The 19,075-nt window shown below is 51.3% G+C and carries 13 protein-coding genes; 3 read left to right on the forward strand and 10 right to left on the reverse strand.

The genetic code is table 11. The annotated features are described in order from the left end of the window. Positions 1 to 81: 81 nt before the first annotated feature. From AC1WNR_RS10000 to AC1WNR_RS10020, 5 genes are all read right to left on the reverse strand, one after another. Positions 82 to 1,680: a phosphoethanolamine transferase gene (locus tag AC1WNR_RS10000; RefSeq protein WP_481644346.1), complete on the reverse strand. Its 1,599-nt coding sequence runs from the start codon at positions 1,678 to 1,680 to the stop codon at positions 82 to 84. A gap of 102 nt (positions 1,681 to 1,782) precedes the next feature. Beyond that, positions 1,783 to 2,178, reverse strand: coding sequence for a GtrA family protein (locus tag AC1WNR_RS10005; protein ID WP_481644347.1), 396 nt, complete (start codon positions 2,176 to 2,178; stop codon positions 1,783 to 1,785). Next, positions 2,175 to 3,131 carry a glycosyltransferase family 2 protein gene (locus AC1WNR_RS10010; protein WP_481644348.1) on the reverse strand — a complete coding sequence of 319 codons (957 nt, stop codon included), beginning with the start codon at positions 3,129 to 3,131 and terminating at the stop codon, positions 2,175 to 2,177. Before AC1WNR_RS10010 ends, AC1WNR_RS10005 begins: the two co-directional genes overlap by 4 nt. A gap of 14 nt (positions 3,132 to 3,145) precedes the next feature. Further along, positions 3,146 to 4,504, reverse strand: coding sequence for a glycosyltransferase family 39 protein (locus AC1WNR_RS10015; RefSeq protein WP_481644349.1), 1,359 nt, complete (start codon positions 4,502 to 4,504; stop codon positions 3,146 to 3,148). Between the two features lie 699 nt (positions 4,505 to 5,203). Beyond that, positions 5,204 to 6,034, reverse strand: coding sequence for a hypothetical protein (locus tag AC1WNR_RS10020; protein WP_481644350.1), 831 nt, complete (start codon positions 6,032 to 6,034; stop codon positions 5,204 to 5,206). 568 nt (positions 6,035 to 6,602) lie between these two features. Here AC1WNR_RS10020 and pgi point away from each other — a divergent pair. Together pgi and AC1WNR_RS10030 are read left to right on the forward strand one after the other, a co-directional pair. Next, complete coding sequence (pgi, locus tag AC1WNR_RS10025; protein ID WP_481644351.1) at positions 6,603 to 8,195, forward strand: glucose-6-phosphate isomerase; 1,593 nt, start codon at positions 6,603 to 6,605, stop codon at positions 8,193 to 8,195. A gap of 268 nt (positions 8,196 to 8,463) precedes the next feature. Beyond that, positions 8,464 to 9,264, forward strand: a complete 801-nt coding sequence (locus AC1WNR_RS10030; protein ID WP_481644352.1) for an alpha/beta hydrolase — start codon at positions 8,464 to 8,466, stop codon at positions 9,262 to 9,264. A 407-nt stretch (positions 9,265 to 9,671) separates the two neighbouring features. Here the strand turns inward: AC1WNR_RS10030 and sucD are convergent, their stop codons facing one another. The 5 genes from sucD to AC1WNR_RS10055 form a co-directional block, all read right to left on the reverse strand. Then, a complete protein-coding gene (sucD, locus tag AC1WNR_RS10035) occupies positions 9,672 to 10,553 on the reverse strand; it encodes a succinate--CoA ligase subunit alpha (RefSeq protein ID WP_481644353.1) in 882 nt (293 codons plus the stop codon). Positions 10,554 to 10,555: 2 nt separating this feature from the next. Continuing rightward, positions 10,556 to 11,722: an ADP-forming succinate--CoA ligase subunit beta gene (sucC, locus tag AC1WNR_RS10040; protein ID WP_481644354.1), complete on the reverse strand. Its 1,167-nt coding sequence runs from the start codon at positions 11,720 to 11,722 to the stop codon at positions 10,556 to 10,558. A 106-nt stretch (positions 11,723 to 11,828) separates the two neighbouring features. Further along, positions 11,829 to 13,268 carry a dihydrolipoyl dehydrogenase gene (gene lpdA, locus AC1WNR_RS10045; protein ID WP_481644355.1) on the reverse strand — a complete coding sequence of 480 codons (1,440 nt, stop codon included), beginning with the start codon at positions 13,266 to 13,268 and terminating at the stop codon, positions 11,829 to 11,831. Positions 13,269 to 13,304: 36 nt separating this feature from the next. After that, positions 13,305 to 14,516, reverse strand: coding sequence for a 2-oxoglutarate dehydrogenase complex dihydrolipoyllysine-residue succinyltransferase (odhB, locus tag AC1WNR_RS10050; protein WP_481644356.1), 1,212 nt, complete (start codon positions 14,514 to 14,516; stop codon positions 13,305 to 13,307). Between the two features lie 48 nt (positions 14,517 to 14,564). Beyond that, positions 14,565 to 17,399 (reverse strand): 2-oxoglutarate dehydrogenase E1 component, encoded by a 2,835-nt coding sequence (locus tag AC1WNR_RS10055; RefSeq protein ID WP_481644357.1) that lies wholly within the window; start codon positions 17,397 to 17,399, stop codon positions 14,565 to 14,567. Positions 17,400 to 17,921: 522 nt separating this feature from the next. Here AC1WNR_RS10055 and AC1WNR_RS10060 point away from each other — a divergent pair. Next, complete coding sequence (locus AC1WNR_RS10060; protein ID WP_481644358.1) at positions 17,922 to 19,028, forward strand: hypothetical protein; 1,107 nt, start codon at positions 17,922 to 17,924, stop codon at positions 19,026 to 19,028. Positions 19,029 to 19,075 lie beyond the last annotated feature (47 nt).

Raw genomic sequence — 19,075 nt, forward strand, 5'->3', positions numbered from 1 at the left:
CGCTCCCTTAATCGTTCGCCAACAAAACCCTACCTATCAGCCTATTCTAAATTAGCCAAAAATGGGTCTGACCCTGATTTCCTATCCTCGACACCCACTCAACAGATCCAAGTCAGGCTGATAAATAGAAGTCTCCACTCCGGTAATGCTCAACATAGTGTCAAACAAATTATCATGCGAGTAACCACCCTGCTCGGCTCGAGTCTTCAGGCAGTTCACATCAATCGCTAGCTCTCGCTGAGCAGCATCAGAGAACCAGAGCAACCAGGGAACATGCGTCTGCTCATCAGGCGCGATCGCGTAAGGCATGCCATGTAAGTAGACGCCATTCTCACCCAAAGACTCGCCGTGATCAGAGATATACACGACCCGCGAAGCATATTGCGGATACTGATCTCGAACCTTCTTAATGGTCTCCGCAATCAGATTATCGGTGTGCAAAATAGTGTTGTCGTAGGTGTTTATAATCTCGTCACTTGAGCAGTTCTGAATGTCGGCACGCTGGCAGTCTGGTACAAATCGACGAAACTTATCGTCGTATCGCTCAAAATAGGTTGGCCCATGACTACCATTGGTATGCAAGGTAATCACAATATCCCCTGTGGATCGGCTCGCAATTGCTCTATCCAACTCTGAGAGCAGAATATGATCATCACAAAACTCGTTGGTACAGAACTCTGAATCCGTGTCTTGGGTGTAGTTCCAAGTTTCAATACGATCACACACCCCTTTACATCCGCCATCTGTGTCTAGCCAGAGGGGATCAATCTGAGCGTGAGCCAACACATCCATCAACTGGTCTTGATAGCGAACCGCCCTACCATCAAAGTTATCCTTGGACATGCGCGCAAACATACAAGGGACAGAGAGCGCAGTTGCTGTTCCGCATGTACTCACATTCTGCACAGCAACTACACCCAGTTGGGACGTAGAAGGGTTAGTCGCTCGCGCATAACCATTAAGCTGAAAGCTCTGAGCACGTGCAGTTTCACCCAGAATAAGCACCGTGAGTCGCGGTTTGGAGCTCGCTAGCAAACGAGCGTCGTTTCCAAGAGTTTGATACTCCAAGGGCTGAGCAAGAACATTACGATTAACATACTTAATCGTTGCAGCAATGTACTCCACCGGAATGATCATCTTATTGAGATAAGAGTTATTCCTTCCAAACGCGGAGTAATCTTTAAAGTAAAGCGCCGCAATCACTCCAATCACAGCCAAGGATGCGAGCATTGCACCCCCTTTATACAGGCACTCACGCAGAATTGGCTTGTAGATGACCCGAGTCCGCATTATCACAAATGCTGGAACTATACCTAGCAGAACAAAGCTACCAGTTGCCGATAGGCTTAAATACGAACTTGCCTCGCCGTAATTGGTCTCGAAGACATTCTGAATCATCGAGTAATCAAACAACGTACCGTAGGAGTACATCGCATAGGTCACCAGTGCCGATACCAAAACCAGCCCAATACTCAAAGGCTTCAGCAGCCACCGAACGGTGATAAACGAGAACAGGAAGTAGAACAGCGCCCCAAAGAAAAACGGAAGTGAAATTAAAAATCCGACTGAAAGCTCACTCTCTCTGTTTGCGATGATTTTGTAGAGCTGTAGCGTTAACGGGATATTGAGAACGAGCAGAAAATAGAGCGTAAGCCAGAGGGTAAAGCGGTTTGCGGTCATGAGTCAGCCCCCGAGGCTTTCAAAGAGTGGCGAGTCTAGCACAGATACCAATCGACTGAGTTTACAGATTTGTAAGGCTATCCCCACAGAGTGCCCGCGCTGCTATTTAAAGGCCCATACCCGAGATAGGCCAAAGGTGGCAAGCGGTACTAAAAAGACCATCGGCAAAATAGCCAGCAAATAATGAAGCCCGACAACATCTGTGGTTAGCCACACCGCGAGCGAATTTAGACCTAAGCCGAGCAGCGCAACAAGGAAAAACCGCAGTTGAATACCAAAAGAACTGTGCAGGCTGCGCCCTTCCATCTCTTTAGCGAAGGTGATTTTAAAATGCCCCACATAGGAAAAGACGAAGGCTAACAAGAACGCAAAAAAGTTTGCCAGCAGGGGTGATATGAGCGCCATCCCCCCAAGCAGCGCGTAGGCCAAGGCGTGGACACCGGTAGCGACCAATCCGACAGTTGCAAATCGTGTGATCTGACTCAGCAGTTCTCTCATGGGTAATCGTCGGAAGAATCAAAACCGACGGTTTCTCGCACCAAATAGATTGGACGGCGTTTCGTCTCCAAAAAAATGCGACCCACATATTCACCCATAATGCCCAGGCCCATCAAAATTGCACCATTAAAGAAGAGCGAAATTGCAACGAGGGATGGGTAGCCATCGACTGGATTTCCGTAAATTAGCGTGTCAGCGACTACGTAGACCAAATAGAGCGCAGAGAAGGCTGAGAGCAGAAAACCGACATAAGTCCAGATACGCAGAGGTGCTGTGCTGAAGGAGAAGATTCCATCCAAAGCAAAGTTCCAGAGTTTCCAACTACCCCATTTGCCCTCGCCGGCGCTGCGTGCTTCGCGCTTGAACTCTATTGAGGTCGTTTTGAAACCGAGCCAAGCAAAAAGCCCTTTCATAAAGCGGGTGCGTTCTGGCAGCCGCTTCAACGCCTCAACCACCCTACGGTCCATCAATCGAAAGTCGCCCGCATTACTCGGCATATCAACCTGACTAACTCGACCAAACACTCTGTAGAAACCGTTGGCCGTGAGTCGCTTCATGAAGGAGTCAGTTGAGCGGTCTGAACGCAAGGCGAGAACCACGTCATAACCCTCTTGCCATTTCGCGATCATCTGAGGAATGAGCTCAGGCGGATCCTGAAGATCAACGTCGATGGGAATAACGATGTCTCCGCTGCAAATATCTAGACCTGCGGTTAGTGCTGGCTCCTTGCCGAAATTACGCGAGAGATCCACTACTTTGATCTCTGGATACTGCTCTCGCAGCTCGCAAAGCAGATCAAAGGTGTTATCCCGGCTACCGTCATTAACACACACTATCTCATACGCTAGCCCCGTAGACTCCAATATAGGCCTAAGACGTTCGAAAAATAGCGCTAAGGCTTCCGACTCATTGTAAGCAGGTGCAACGATTGACAGAAAGGGAGCGGTATTCATCAATAATTTGGCCTTCAGGGCTTAGCAGGTGGAACACTAATGTATTGAATTACAATTGGTTTGTCAGCCTTATCTGGATGCCAAACAAACTCCGCCTGTTGTGATTGTGCCAAATCAGCGTTCAGCGACACAGCGAAAGCGACCAACGAGTCTGTAGGATTCCCCTGCCAAACTATTAGTGCCCCCGATGTTCGAGCAACCTCTGGAGTTATCCACGGCGATTTAAGTGCATCTCCATCGATACTAATCCGAGGCTTATCAGCCATACCTGCAGCCATACCTCCAACGATAGTACCGCTGAGCCAATCAGAACCAGCAATAAGCCGCAACGGCACACCCGTCTCCTGCTGATACCGCTGCTCAAAAAGCTGTGCCATTTCAGCTTGCGGCCAGAGTGTCCGCATTGGCTTATCACTGAACTCTGCGCGCCAGATATGTTGGGATATGTACAACAGACCGATTAAAGGGATAAGACACAGTGCAGCAATTTTTATCCGGCGTTCCCTCAGGTCATTCATTCGATTGCCACCGAAATAGAGCAGCAAAAGCCCGGAGAAGTTAAACATCGGCGTGCCCCACATGGACTTCAACCCCTTCCCAGACAACAGGGGTAGCAAAGCCACCATGACTACCGGCATCACAACAACCAGAAGCAGAAACTTGGTTTGACCAGCTACTCTCTGGGACTTAGGCACCAACATCCCTCGACCCAGAAGAGCACCAATCAATAGCAGAACAATGAAGAAGAGATGATTCGCCAGCTGTGATAGTACAAACTTCAAACTATCGCTTATCCCACCGGTTTCAGCGCGCCGCGCCGCATACTCGAGCGGAAGGAAATCGGAGCCAATTAGATACTGAGCTTGCGGTATGGCCGCCAAAATGAAAAGTGCAGCGGTTAAATAAGGTCCGATAACTCTGAAGCGACCTCTACCTGCACTACTCGATAGCATCCAAATAAAGATCCATAACAGCAAGATGCCAGATGAATACTTTGTCCAGACCATCGCACCAGCCACGACACCCAACCCAATCCAACTGGACAAGCGATTGTAACGAACTGCTTGCCAAGCGAGATGGGTAGCCCAAGCCCAGAGCGGGATCTGCAGAATATTGTGATTAAACTCAGTAGTCGGCCAATGATAGTAGAAGATCGCACTTGTCAGTAGCACTGCAACAATAGCCTTACACTCACCTACCAAGGCTTTTGCTAGCAAATAGATAGCAATATATGACGCAACAATAGAGAGTTGAGACAGCAGGTAGACCGATCCGAAGCTGCCGGTCAGCCAAGCCACCAGTTCATAAAGTAACCCAGGCAAATTTGGGTGTTTGTAGTTGGCGATAACGCCCTCTCCCGAGAAAGCGACCAACTCAGCAATATCTAAAGGTAGGGAAGTATGAAATAACGGAACTATTAATCCCCAGATCAAAACCTGGAGAGAGCAGAGTAAGAGAAGTGTTCGCGAAGCACTAGACATAAAAAAAAACCGGCGACTGACCTAGCACGGTCAAATACACATTAGTTTATCAAACCTATGCGATTCCTGACATGCTCTAGATTAAAACCAATAATGACCCCCAATTCATTAGGGGAATCTAAATTAGCGAAAAACTGGGTCTGACCCCAAAAAAGCACAAGAATCGTCGGCTTCGATGGCATTCCCGAAGCACAAAACCTGCACCCAACCATCACCACTGAGCAGCAGCACAGCGTCGATAAAGGACGTCGGGCAGCAAGAATGTTCTTGGAAGCGGAAACAAATGAGAATGTAGTACTGCCGACTGAACTGCTGATCGAGGAGTCTTGCCCCTAAGTCCTGTCACTGGCCGGCTAATTCGCTGCGCGAACAAGCCTCCTACATCAACAGGGGAATAGCCCTGTTGGATGCTTGTCGACCAAAGGGAGATTAGCCGACCAAACCTAGAGCGCCTATCTACTCACCCTCCCACGTAGTCAGAAGCTCGGATATAGACGTGGACTGACGCCAGCAAAAGACTAAAAAGAAAAGGGAAGCCACAGCTTCCCTTTCCTAGGTTTCTAACAAGAGCAGGTTTAAACCTGCGCTAGATTAGAATGCGTAGTCGAGACGTACGCCGTAACGAGTGTCACGGCCAGGAGCGTCAGAGTCACCAGCACCAACAGTCACTGTGAAACCTTCGATACCAGCAGCGTTAGCTACAGCGTAGGCACCGTAAATTTCCTGCTCGTCAGTAGCGCCAACTTCATCGTTCTGTACAGCCAGGCTGAAGCCCATGTAAGAAGCATTGATGTTAGTTGAGTTGTTATCACCCTGTGAACCGTAAGACGCGTTTACAGCAACACCACCCAGAGTAGTGCCAGCAGTAACAGATGTCAGGTTGTCACCGCCATCGATGTTCTCAACTGCACCAGTTACTGAGAAAGAACCGAAGTTGTAACCAACTACCAGACGTGTGTCATCTGTGTTGTCCATGTCAGTTGAAACCTGAAGAGTCAGACCTTCAACTGCAGTAACGTTAAGACCAACGTTCTGCATGCTACGAGCGCGCAGTGAACCTTCAGTAGAAGCAACAGCAGCGCCGTTCTGGAATGCATCAGCACCTGAAGAGAACGCACCAGCAGGTTCGAACGCACCAAGTACAACGTTTGCAGCCGCGTTACCAATAGTAATAGCGTTGTCACCGTCGCGAGTTACGCCAGCGTTGCCAGTCATCTGCAGAGTTGCGCCTGCAGAAACGAACATGCCTGACTCAGCAGTAGTAGAACCAGCGACAGAAACCAGAACACGGTTAGTTGTTGCAGCCCAGTCAGCGCCGTTACCGTTGTCAGCCTGGTAACGAGCAGAACCACCAATAGTCAGGTCAGCCATAGCAGGTGCAGAGATTGCAGTAGCAACTGCAAGTGCAATAATTTTTTTCATGAGAATTTTCTCCAGTTTGTAAGCCTCAAATGTCCCCTGCCTGATCTTGTCCCTCCGCGCTACACGTAACGAAGAAAGGCCCGCCGGCTCGGGATACGACAGCATCTTATGCAATGCTTTGCGGGTTGGTCAACTTAATAAGAGGAAAAAGTTCCCCGGTTTGGGCACTTTTTTACACTTTTTTTTGCCGCACATTCAATTCGAACAATAAAACACAATAAAAACATATACTTATGAATTTCGTTAAGTTTTCGTTAATTTATAAACGCATTTGTTATATGCATAGGGATTTTAAGAATATGCTGATTTTTCGCTACTTGAGGTATGCTCTTGCTGGAAACCGCAGCAATTCAGATCCTTGTACTATTCCTACATTTGCTTATCAAAACCTGTCCAAAGCTCCCATTTATTTAGTAAACTTACCGAAATTTCGAACAAAACCGACTAAAAAACGCGGTCTTTGCTTCAGTTTTTGTTAAGATTGCAACAAAGATGTAGTACCCGCTGATAGTTAAAGTGCTACATATGTACGCAATCTACCGAAGACCTTTTTAAGGATTGAATCGCAATGAACCTACTCAGCTCTTCTGTTTCATGGAAAAAGCTCGCCAAGCTGGCAGAGGATACACGCAACGACAATATCTCGGATTACTTTGCCCAGGATGAAAAACGTTTTGACAGGATGAGCCTGCGTTTAGGTGAGCTGTTCCTCGACTTCTCGAAGAACAAGGTCAATGACGAGATCATGAACGCCCTGATCGACTTGGCCGAGCACTCACCACTGCGCCAACGTCGCGCGCAGATGTTTTCGGGCGATATCGTCAACGTCACCGAGAAGCGTCCAGTACTGCACACCGCTCTGCGTAACCGCGGCGACGAGCCTGTGGTTGTAGACGGCGAAGATGTGATGCCAGCTATCCGCGCGAGCCTTGAGAAACTCAAAGAGTTCAGCGAGAAGGTTCGCAGTGGTGAGTGGAAAGGCTGTAAAGGCAACCGCATCACCGACATCGTCAATATCGGTATCGGTGGATCAGACCTCGGCCCTAATATGACGGTGCGCGCGCTGCTTCATGCTAAGCATCCAGACCTCAAACTCCACTTCGTCTCAAACGTTGATGGCCAGCATATCAAGAAGGTGCTGAAGAGCCTTAAGCCAGAAACCACCCTCTTTATTGTCTCTACTAAGACCTTCTCGACTCAAGAGACGCTACTCAACGCTCAGACAGCACGTAAGTGGTTCTTCAAGAACGCCGGAGATGATGCCGATATCGGCCAGCACTTTGTCGCGGTGTCGACTAACCAAGCTGCGGCAATGGAGTTCGGCATTCGTCAAGAGAATATCTTCGAATTCTGGGCTTGGGTTGGCGGTCGCTACTCTCTATGGTCAAGCATTGGCCTACCAATCGCACTATCGATTGGCTACGAGGGCTTTATCGAGCTGCTGGAAGGCGCCTATGAGATGGACCAGCACTTCCTCAATGCGCCGCTCGAGCAGAATATGCCCGTGGTGATGGCATTGATCGGCATCTGGTACATCAACTTCCTAGGCGCAGAGACCCAGGCGGTGATCCCTTACGATCAGGCACTGCACCAGCTACCTGCCTTCCTGCAGCAGCTCGATATGGAGTCCAACGGCAAGTCGGTTGATGTTGATGGCAATCAGGTTGATTACGCTACCGGCCCAATCGTTTGGGGTCAGACTGGCTCGAATGGTCAGCACGCCTTCTTCCAGCTTCTGCACCAGGGCACGCGTTTCGTTCCGATCGACTTTATCGGCTCACTCGAGACTGATGACCAGACGGCAGAGCACCACTTTGCCCTGTTAACTAACATGCTGGCCCAGGCGAACGCCTTTATGAACGGTGACAACTCTGATGGCTTGCTGGAGTACCAGACCTGCCCAGGCAACCGTCCGTCAAACGTGATTCTTCTCGATCGCATAAGCCCGCGTAGCCTTGGCGCGCTGATCGCCCTGTACGAGCACAAGGTCTTTGTTCAGGGTGCAATCTGGAACATCAACTCGTTTGACCAGTGGGGTGTACAGCTCGGCAAGCGTCTGGCTAATGAGATCAGCCAGAATATCGATGAATCTACTAAGGACTACGATCAGTCTACCCAAGGATTGATGAAGCTAGTTCGTGCGGCTTTTGATAAAAGGTAGTAACCACTGTAACTGGCAAAAGGGATCTAGCGCGAGCGGGTCCCTTTTTTGTTGGCGCTTGAAAGCTCGCTGTCGCGACCTTCGCTTCGCTCAGATCCCTCTCACTGAAGTAGATCCCCTGTACGAGGGTTGTGAGGCGCAGCCGAACGACGCGATTTAGAACGATGTCGGGAACGTACGCTTTGCGTAGATCCCTCATACGATCGGTTTCGTAGTATTCTCGTGAAATTGTCGGCTTTAAAGCCGACCTACTTTTGGAGTCGATGGTGTGAAGCGTGTTGTAGCTGGAATTGTGGGACTGGGTGCAGCCTTATATTTGGGTGCAAGTGGGTATATGTACGCAGCGCAGGAATCGTTGATTTTTAAACCAGACTCTAAGGTTAATCCAATCGATAGTGTCTTTCCTGGCGCAATTGAACACTGGATCGACACACCCGATGGCGAACGCCTCCAACTTTGGCACCGCCCTGCTCAACCAAACCAGCCCACCCTCGTCTATCTACACGGCAACGCCGGCAACCTGAGCACCCGCAAACGCCTAATAACCGACCTAGGTAACGATGGACGCGGGTTGGTGATATTCAGCTGGCGAGGCTACGGCCAAAGCACCGGCACCCCGAGTGAAACTGGAATGTACACCGACGCCCGCGCTGTGTTTGATTGGCTTGAAACCATGCAGCTTCCAGCTGAGAACCTCTATTTATACGCCGAGTCTCTAGGCACCGGTGTGGCAGCACAGCTGGGAACTGAGCGTGACTTCGCTGGAATCATCTTCGCCGCGCCCTACACCAGCATCGCCGCAATGGCGAAAGCCGACTACCCTTGGCTACCTGTCGATTCGCTACTGAATCACCGGTTCGATTCAATCACAAAGATTCAAGAGATCACCGAGCCCATGGTGGTGATGCACAGCGAGGATGACGCCGTTATACCCTATCGATTTGGTATCGAGCTCTTCGAAGCGGCCACCGAGCCCAAGCGTCTGCAGGCATATACCGATCGTAAGCACACTGCCTTTACCGAAGGCGATATTGAAGAGGCTCTCAGCTGGCTGATACAGCCAGAGTAGGTCGACTCTTGAGTCGACGAAAGGCCGGGGTTATTTGACCAGCCAGTGTAAGAGGTAGTTAGAGGTAATAATGTCAGCTCAAGAGCTGACCTACTTTGCTTCGGAGGCAACCTCAGCGCCGTGTTTATTCGGCTGTATACACAGGGACACCGGCCGGCTGGGACTACCTATCCAGACCGTTGATTTACAAGGATGTAAATCACCGAGCGCCCACGGATGGCTCGCAGCGCGTCTGGATAGGTAGTTCCAGACGGCGTGAGGCAGTCAGGTTTAAGCCAGATAGGGTCGGGAACATACGCTTTGTGTAGATCCCTCCTACCCAGAGCCCCAAACGAGCATCATGGCGGGCCTAAAAAAGGCGACGCTCTTAAAAAGAGGGTCGCCTTTTTTCATAGCAGGTAAATGACTTACTTCATTTCCCAGCCAGTGATCTCAGCCAGTGCAACACCGATATCAGCCAGTGAGCGAACAGTCTTAACGCCAGCGTCTTCAAGTGCAGCGAACTTCTCGTCAGCTGTACCCTTACCGCCAGAGATGATCGCACCAGCGTGACCCATGCGCTTGCCTGGAGGTGCAGTTACACCAGCAATGTAAGAGACAACAGGCTTAGTTACGTTAGCCTTGATGTATGCCGCAGCTTCCTCTTCAGCTGAACCACCGATCTCACCGATCATAACGATCGCTTCGGTCTGTGGGTCGTTCTGGAACATCTCCAGAATGTCGATGAAGTTAGAACCAGGGATTGGGTCACCACCGATACCAACACAGGTAGACTGGCCGAAACCAGCATCAGTCGTCTGCTTAACCGCTTCGTACGTCAGAGTACCTGAACGAGAAACGATGCCGACTTTACCTGGCAGGTGGATGTGACCTGGCATGATACCGATCTTACACTCCCCAGGAGTAATAACACCTGGACAGTTAGGACCGATCAGGCGAACGCCTAGCTCGTCACACTTAACTTTACACTGCAGCATGTCCATTACCGGGATGTGCTCAGTAATACATACGATCAGCTCGATACCTGCGTTAGCCGCTTCTAGGATAGAGTCCTTACAGAAAGGCGCTGGAACGTAGATAACAGATGCAGTTGCGCCAGTCGCTTCAACAGCTTCAGCAACGGTGTTGAATACAGGCAGACCCAGGTGAGTAGTACCACCTTTGCCTGGTGTTACGCCGCCAACCATTTTGGTGCCGTACGCAATAGCCTGTTCAGAGTGGAAAGTACCCTGACCGCCAGTGAAACCCTGACAGATTACTTTAGTGTCTTTGTTAATTAGTACTGACATGATTAGTTGCCTCCTGCTGCTTTAACTGCCTGCTGTGCAGCATCAGTCAGACTGGTAGCCGCGATGATGTCGAGTCCAGACTCGGACAGCAGTTTAGAGCCGAGGTCAGCGTTGTTACCTTCAAGGCGAACAACGACTGGTACTTCAACGCCCACTTCTTTAACAGCGCCGATGATACCTTCAGCGATCAGGTCACAACGTACGATACCGCCGAAGATGTTAACCAGAACCGCTTTAACTTTAGAGTCTTCCAGGATGATCTTGAACGCTTCAGTAACACGCTCTTTAGTCGCGCCGCCACCAACGTCCAGGAAGTTAGCTGGGAAACCGCCGTGCAGAGAGACGATATCCATCGTACCCATCGCCAGGCCAGCACCGTTAACCATACAACCGATGTTGCCAGTCAGGGCTACGTAGTTAAGATCCCACTCAGCCGCGCGTGCTTCACGCTCGTCTTCCTGTGATGGATCTTCCATCGCCTGAATATCTTTGTGACGGTAAACAGAGTTGCCATCGATAACGACTTTAGCGTCCAGACAGTGCAGGTTGCCGGCATCAGTGATAACCAGCGGGTTGATCTCGAGCAGTGCCAGATCTTTCTCTTCGAACATCTGCGCCAGACCCATGAAGATCTTAACGAACTGCTTGATCTGATCACCTTCCAGACCCAGTTTGAACGCCAGTTCACGGCCCTGGTATGGCTGTGCGCCAGTCAGTGGGTCGATAGTTGCTTTCAGAATTTTCTCTGGAGTCTCGTGTGCAACTTTCTCGATCTCTACACCACCCTCAGTAGACGCCATGAAAACGATACGGCGTGAAGAGCGGTCTACAACCGCACCGAGGTACAGTTCGTTAGCGATATCAGTGCAAGTTTCAACCAGGATTTTAGAGACAGGCTGACCGTTAGCGTCAGTCTGGTAGGTCACCAGGTTAGTACCGAGCTTATCTTTAGCGAACTGTGCTGCTTCTTCTGGGCTATCAACCAGTTTTACACCGCCCGCTTTACCGCGGCCACCGGCGTGAACCTGTGCTTTTACAACCCACTTGTCGCCACCAATCTGCTTGGCTGCTTCAGCGGCTGCTTCTGGAGTGTCCACTGCAATGCCCTTAGACACTGGCAGACCATACTCGGCAAACAGCTGTTTACCCTGGTACTCATGAAGATTCATACTTTGATCCGTTTCTCAATCTCGTTAGTCGTACGGGAATACCCGTCGAAAGGCCGAACTGAATCGCCCTCTGGCTTGTGGCCAGAGGGTGAGCAGTTAACGGCACTTAGCGTTTTTTGCGGTTGGCGATGTGGATAGCGTGGTTATCCACTGCCAGTGCAGCTTCGTGAATCGCTTCCGATACAGTCGGGTGAGCGAAGACAGTCAGCTGTAGATCTTCCGCACTAGATGCGAACTCCATTGCGATAACACCCTGAGCGATCAGCTCAGATGCGATGCCACCGACAATGTGCACACCCAGGATACGATCGGTGACTTCATCAGCCAGGATCTTAACGAATCCTTCAGTTGCGTTCGCCGCCATGGCACGACCAGAGGCCGCGAACGGGAACTTGCCACTCTTATACTTAACGCCTTCCGCTTTGAGGTCCTGCTCGGTCTTACCGACCCAAGCCATCTCAGGGAAGGTGTAAATCACGTTAGGGATGCAGTCGTAGTTCATTGCAGCTTTGTGGCCCGCAATGATGTCTGCAACCATGATACCCTCTTCTGACGCTTTGTGCGCCAGCATTGGGCCGCGCACTGAGTCACCGATAGCGTAAACGCCTGGGACTTCAGTACGGCAGTTTTCGTCAACGAAGATAAAGCCGCGCTCGTCCAGCTTAACGCCAGAGTCAGTGCCCAACAGGCCCTGAGTCTGAGGCTTACGGCCTACCGCTACGATCAGCTTATCAACAACCAGCTCTTTGTCACCTTCAGAGTCGGTGTACTTAACTTTAACCTGCTTACCGTCAATCACCTCAGTGCCAGTACAACGCGCACCCAGCTTGATATCTAGACCCTGCTTGGTCAGCAATTTCTTAGCTTCTTTAGCAACATCAATGTCGGCCAGTGCCAGGAAGTCATCCATCGCTTCCAGCACAGTCACTTTAGAGCCACAACGCGCCCAGATAGAGCCCATCTCAAGACCGATAACACCGGCACCGATGATGCCAAGATGCTCTGGAGTCTCATCAATGTCGAGTGCGCCAGCGTTGTCGAGGATCAGACCCTCGGTCAGTGGTGCTGGTGGGATCTCAACAGGTACAGAGCCTGAAGCCAGAATTACGTTCTCAGCTTCGTGCGTGCTCTTGCTGCCGTCAGCGGCAGTCACTTCGACAACCTTGCCACCAAGCAGCTTACCCATACCCTGAAGCAGAGTGACACCGTTGGCTTTGAATAGACCTGTGATACCGCCAGTCAGGTTCTTAACGATGCCGTTCTTACGCTCAACCATCGCTTTGGTGTCGATACGAACGTTTTCGGCAACGATACCCTGAGCCGCGAAGCCGTGCTGGGCTTCATGCAACTTATGAGTGGTTTCCAGCAGCGCTTTAGATGGGATACAACCGACGTTCAGACAGGTACCACCGAGTACCGCTGTACCTTTGTCATCAACCCACTTCTCAACACAGGCCGTCTTCAGACCGAGCTGTGCTGCACGAATAGCCGCCACATAACCACCAGGGCCGGCACCAATTACAATTACGTCAAACTTGTCAGACATTAACTTTTCCTGTCTCTTGAATTCTTTATCGAGGCCTTAGACGTCAAGCAGCATACGTGCTGGATCTTCCAGCAGGTCCTTGATAGTCACAAGGAACTGTACTGCCTCTTTGCCATCGATCATACGGTGATCGTATGACAGTGCCAGGTACATCATTGGCAAAATCACAACCTGACCATTAACCGCCATGGGACGCTCTTGGATTTTGTGCATACCCAGGATTGCAGTCTGTGGTGGATTCAGGATTGGAGTAGACATCAGTGAACCGAATACACCCCCGTTAGTGATGGTGAATGTACCGCCCTGCATATCATCAATGCCGAGCTTACCTTCACGACCGCGCTTACCGAAGTCAGCGATAGTCGCTTCAACTTCAGCCAGACCCATCTGGTCAGTATCACGCAGAACGGGAACCATCAGACCACGCTCAGTCGATACCGCCACACCGATATCCTGGTAACCGTGGTAAACCATATCGTTACCATCGATAGATGCGTTCACCGCTGGGAAGCGCTTGAGTGCTTCAGTCGCTGCTTTAACGAAGAAGCTCATGAAGCCCAGACGTGTGCCGTTATGAGTCTTCTCAAACAGGTCTTTGTACTGCTTACGCAGATCCATAACCGGTTTCATGTTCACTTCGTTGTACGTTGTGAGCATTGCAGCGTTCTGCTGCGCTTCTACTAGGCGTTTAGCGATAGTGGCGCGCAGGCGTGTCATCGGTACGCGTTTCTCTACACGCGCGCCAGTGTCAACGCTGACAGCAGGAGCCGCGGCTGCAGGCGCAGCCGGCGCTGCCGCAGGAGCAGGCGCTGGTGTAGAAGCCTTGTTCGCCATGTAGTTAACAACGTCTTCTTTAGTGATACCGCCGTTCTTGCCAGTACCCGGGATCTGTGAAGCATCCAAACCGTTCTCGTCGATCAGCTTACGTGCTGCTGGACCCACTTTATCCGCATCGCCCGCTGGAGCCGCTGCTGGAGCCGCAGCGGCCGCTGGAGCTGCAGCGCCTGCTGCGCCCGCTTCAAAGTGCGCGATCACTTCGTCACTCAGGACAGTCTCGCCTTCGCCCTTAACGATCTCTTTGATAACGCCGTCCGCTGGAGCAACAACCTCCAGCACAACTTTATCTGTTTCAATATCAACAATCAGTTCGTCCGCCGATACAGCCTCACCAGGCTGCTTGTGCCAGGTAGCGACGGTGCCGTCTGCTACAGATTCTGGAAAAGTTGGCGCTTTGATTTCGATTGACATGTTTTACCCTTTCTAAAAGTCGTGTACTCGTTTCGAGTTAGCTTAGGCTTAGTTTGTGCCCAGAGCGTCGTTTACCAGTTTGTCTTGCTGTTCAGCGTGAACCGACATGTAACCTACTGCCGGTGCAGCGGCGTGCGGACGACCCACACCTTCAAGATGCAGATCAGGATGCGCGGCACGCAGCGATGCACGCATGTGGTGCTGCGAACAGTACCAAGCGCCTTGGTTCATAGGCTCTTCCTGACACCAAACGACCGTTTCGAGATTTTCGTACTGTGCCAGCTCGTCCGACAGAATTTTCTCTGGGAATGGGTAGAGCTGCTCAACACGCAGAATCGCTGTATCGGTCTTCTCTAGTTCTTCGCGACGGTTGTAGAGGTCGTAGTAGACCTTACCGGAACAGAGAACCACACGTTTCACTTTCTTATTGTCGAGTGCATCTGCTTCGCCGATGACCGGCTTGAAGCCACCTTCAGCCATCTCTTCGAGTGAAGAGATCGCCTGCTTGTGACGCAGCAGAGATTTAGGTGACATAACCACCAGCGGTTTGCGTAGTGGACGTGCAACCTGACGACGCAACAGATGGAAGATCTGAGCCGGCGTCGTTGGTACACACACCTGAATGTTGTGCTCAGCACAAAGCTGCAGGAAGCGCTCCAGACGTGCTGATGAGTGCTCAGGGCCCTGACCTTCAAAGCCGTGTGGCAGAAGCATCGTCAGACCACAGAGGCGCTGCCACTTGGTCTCACCTGAGGTGATAAACTGGTCGATCACAACCTGCGCACCGTTAGCGAAGTCACCAAACTGTGCTTCCCAGATGACCAGTGCGTTAGGTGTAGTCGTTGCGTAGCCGTATTCAAAGGCCAGTACCGCCTCTTCCGACAGGAATGAGTCGTACAGATCAAAATCTGGCTGCCCTTCTGACAGGTGACAGAGCGGCGTGTAGGTTGTCGCATCGCGCTGATCGTGCAGCACGGCGTGACGGTGCGAGAAGGTACCACGACCTACGTCCTGACCGGTAATACGCACCGGATGACCTTCAGCCAACAGCGTGGCGTAAGCTAGAGTCTCAGCGAAGCCCCAGTTAGCTGCCATACCACCGTGTGCCATCTTACGACGGTCTTCATAAATCTTAGCCACCTGACGCTGGACACTGAAGTTCTCTGGCAGAGTCGCAATCTTGCTCGCCAGCTCAGTTAGCAGCTTAATGTCCACGCCGGTGTCGCAATCAAAGCTCCACTCATGACCCAGGTAAGGACGCCAGTCAACGAACAGCTCTTCGTTTGGCTCAAGCACCAGCGAGTGCGCAACGTGCTTGCCGTTTTCGAGGTCAGACCGATACTGCTTCTCGAGCTCTTTGCTCTGCTCTGCGGTCAGCACACCTTCGGCGATCAACTGCTCCGCGTAAAGCTCACGCGTAGTCTTCTGCTTCTTGATCTGGCTGTACATTACTGGCTGAGTGCCAGATGGTTCGTCTGCTTCGTTGTGACCGCGACGGCGGTAACACACGAGATCGATAACCACGTCTTTCTTGAACTCGTTGCGGAAATCAACTGCCAATTGAGTCACGAAACGGACCGCTTCAGGGTCGTCGCCGTTGACGTGGAAAATAGGTGTCTCAACCATCTTCGCAACGTCAGTACAGTACTCCGTAGAACGTGCATCTTCGGGCTTGGACGTGGTGAAACCAACCTGGTTGTTGATAACGATGTGGATGGTTCCGCCGGTCTTATAAGCGCGAGTCTGAGACATCTGCAATGTCTCCATCACAACGCCCTGACCCGCAAACGCAGCATCACCGTGGATATTTACTGGAACAACGGTCGTGCCGACCGGATCGTTACGGCGATCCTGACGTGCACGCACAGAACCCTCAACTACGGGCGCAACGATCTCAAGGTGAGACGGGTTAAACGCCATCGCCAAGTGAACTTCGCCACCCTCTGTCATGACGTTTGAAGAGAAGCCCTGGTGGTACTTCACGTCACCCGAACTAGTAACAAGCTTCTTGCCTTCAAACTCACCAAAGAGGTCAGATGGGTTCTTGCCAAAGATATTTACAAGGGTGTTCAGACGACCACGGTGGGCCATACCGATGACAACCTCTTTCGCACCGCGTTTACCGGCGCGTTGAATCAGGGTGTTCAGTGAAACGATTAGCGACTCACCCCCTTCAAGACCGAAGCGCTTAGCACCTGCGTACCGAGAACCGAGGTATTTCTCGAGGCCCTCAGCCGCTGTCAGACGCTCGAGCACCATCAGCTTGCGCTCTTGGGTCGCTTGAGGATGGGCACGCACAGGCTCTAGACGAGACTGCAACCAAACACGCTGTTCGGTGTCGACGATATGCATGTACTCAGTCGCAAGGGTGTCACAGTAGGTCATCTCAAGGTCGTTAACGATCTCACGCAGAGTCGCCTCTTCCTTGCCAAACTGCAGATCACCCAAACGGAAAACTGTATCGTAATCAGCTTCGCTCAAACCGTGGTAGCGCAGACTCAAGTCAGCAACCTGCTCACGATTAATCAGATTCAGCGGGTCAATCTTCGCGTGCTGATGGCCGCGCTGACGGTACGCATTGAACAGCGCCAACGCCTGAACCTGCTTCTTCTCGTGCTCAGAGCTTACACTCGACACGACAGCTGGCTGGGCGCGCTTGGAGTTCTTTGCTAGATACTGAAAGTGATCGCGGATGGGAGCGAGGGGAATATCTTGGCTGTGGTTGCCTTCAACCTTCGGAAGCTGATCAAACTCATCACGCCATTGCGGCGGGATCGAGTTGGGATCGATCAGGTACTGTTCGTATAGTTCTTCAACGTATGAGAGGTTGCCGCCGTAGAGATGAGCATTCTTCCAAAGATGCTCCATCATACCGTCTTGCATTTCACATTTACCCTGCGTTTGGGGGATGCTGGACCCGCGACGACTCTTTTGAAGTCTGTCTGTTCCATGCCCTAATGGTTCGAAATGTTTTCAGGCGATCTGTACGATCTTATATTTTTTGTGCTTGTAGCAGTGCTATCGCTGTAAAAACGTGCATAGTTTACGCCTTTTTGCCGGACTTTACAGTTCGAATATACTTTATTAATACTAAAGTAATCAGATGTTTATAATGATTTAGAATAACTTAAGATCATAAGAAATTAAGAAGCGATCCTTAACTCATTTCCGCCTAAAACCGGCTAACTTCGGCGTAGTAACGACATAACTACAGTGACCATACTCAACTCAAACATCGCTATCAGAGCCAGCGGGTGGTTTCTTCTAGTCGCCATCCTTTTGACGGCGGATTCGCAGATACGACTAAACAGCACCAGCGCAGCGGCCGGGATTGCTATCTGGATCTTTTTTCTACTGAATATAGGCAAACTTAATCGCCGTCAAAAGGTGCAAAATATCGCTGTAATGTCACCTGGAATCGCACTTTTGGGTTACTCACTCTGGCTCTCACCCGACGCAAACTGGCTCAACCCACTACTGAATGCAAATCAATTGATCATCACGTTACTCGCAGCAATCAGCTTTCTTCAGGTGACCACAAAACTTTCGAGCGATACCGGCCAGAAGAGCGGAAAAAGTGGTTTCAAGCGTACCTTTCTGAGCACTCTCTTAATCTCTACGGTGATCAATGTGTCGGCTATGGTACTGGTTGCTGAGCGACTTAAGAGGGAGGGGAAATTAACTTCAATTCAGGGAGTTACACTAACCCGCTCGTTCGCGATTTGCGCTTTTTGGTCGCCCTTTTTTGCAGCAATGGGTGTCACACTCATTAGTGCACCGGGCTCAGAACTAGCACGTTTCTTACCCTACACAGCCGCAGCCGGAATTGCCGCTCTCGCCATCACCTATCTACAACTTACTCGCCGATCAGATATCGCCCAGTTCGAGGGATACCCAATCTCTGTCGACAGCCTGAAACTACCCCTCGGGCTTGCGGCAGCGGTATTACTGCTGCACTACCTGCTGCCACAATTCTCAGTGATCATGCTGGTCTCGTCACTATCGATCCTACTGGTACTGGCAATACTGTTTATTCAACACCCTGCTCGCGAGGCAAGCAGGCGCTTTAGCAATCACATCAGTGAAGGCCTTCCCAACATCCGTGGAGAGATAGCGCTATTCATCTCCTCAACCGTACTGGCGGCCGGCACCAGCGCCATTCAGAGCGCTCTGCAGATAGACCTTGCACCTAACAACTTCGACGCCCTCGCCGCCTGCATCACCCTAACGCTTCTGGTCGCCCTATCCCTCGTCGGCGTCCACCCTGTCACCAGCAACCTAATCGCCGGCGCCACACTGATGCCCGCAACCGAAGACCCCAACCTCCTCGCCATCACCCTGCTAATGTCCTGGTCGATGGGCTCCACTGCCTCGCCACTCGCCGGCAACCAGATCATCCTGCAGGGGCGCTATGGAGTCCGCGCGCGCGACCTCCTGCGGGCTAACATCCCCTACACACTCGCACTCCTACCGGTCTGCTACCTCATCCTCTGGCTCTATGAAGCTACCTGAATAGCGACAGCCCAAGGCCGCTTTACCCGCAGGCAAAAGCGCCCGGT

The organism is Marinobacterium marisflavi (assembly GCF_982447095.1).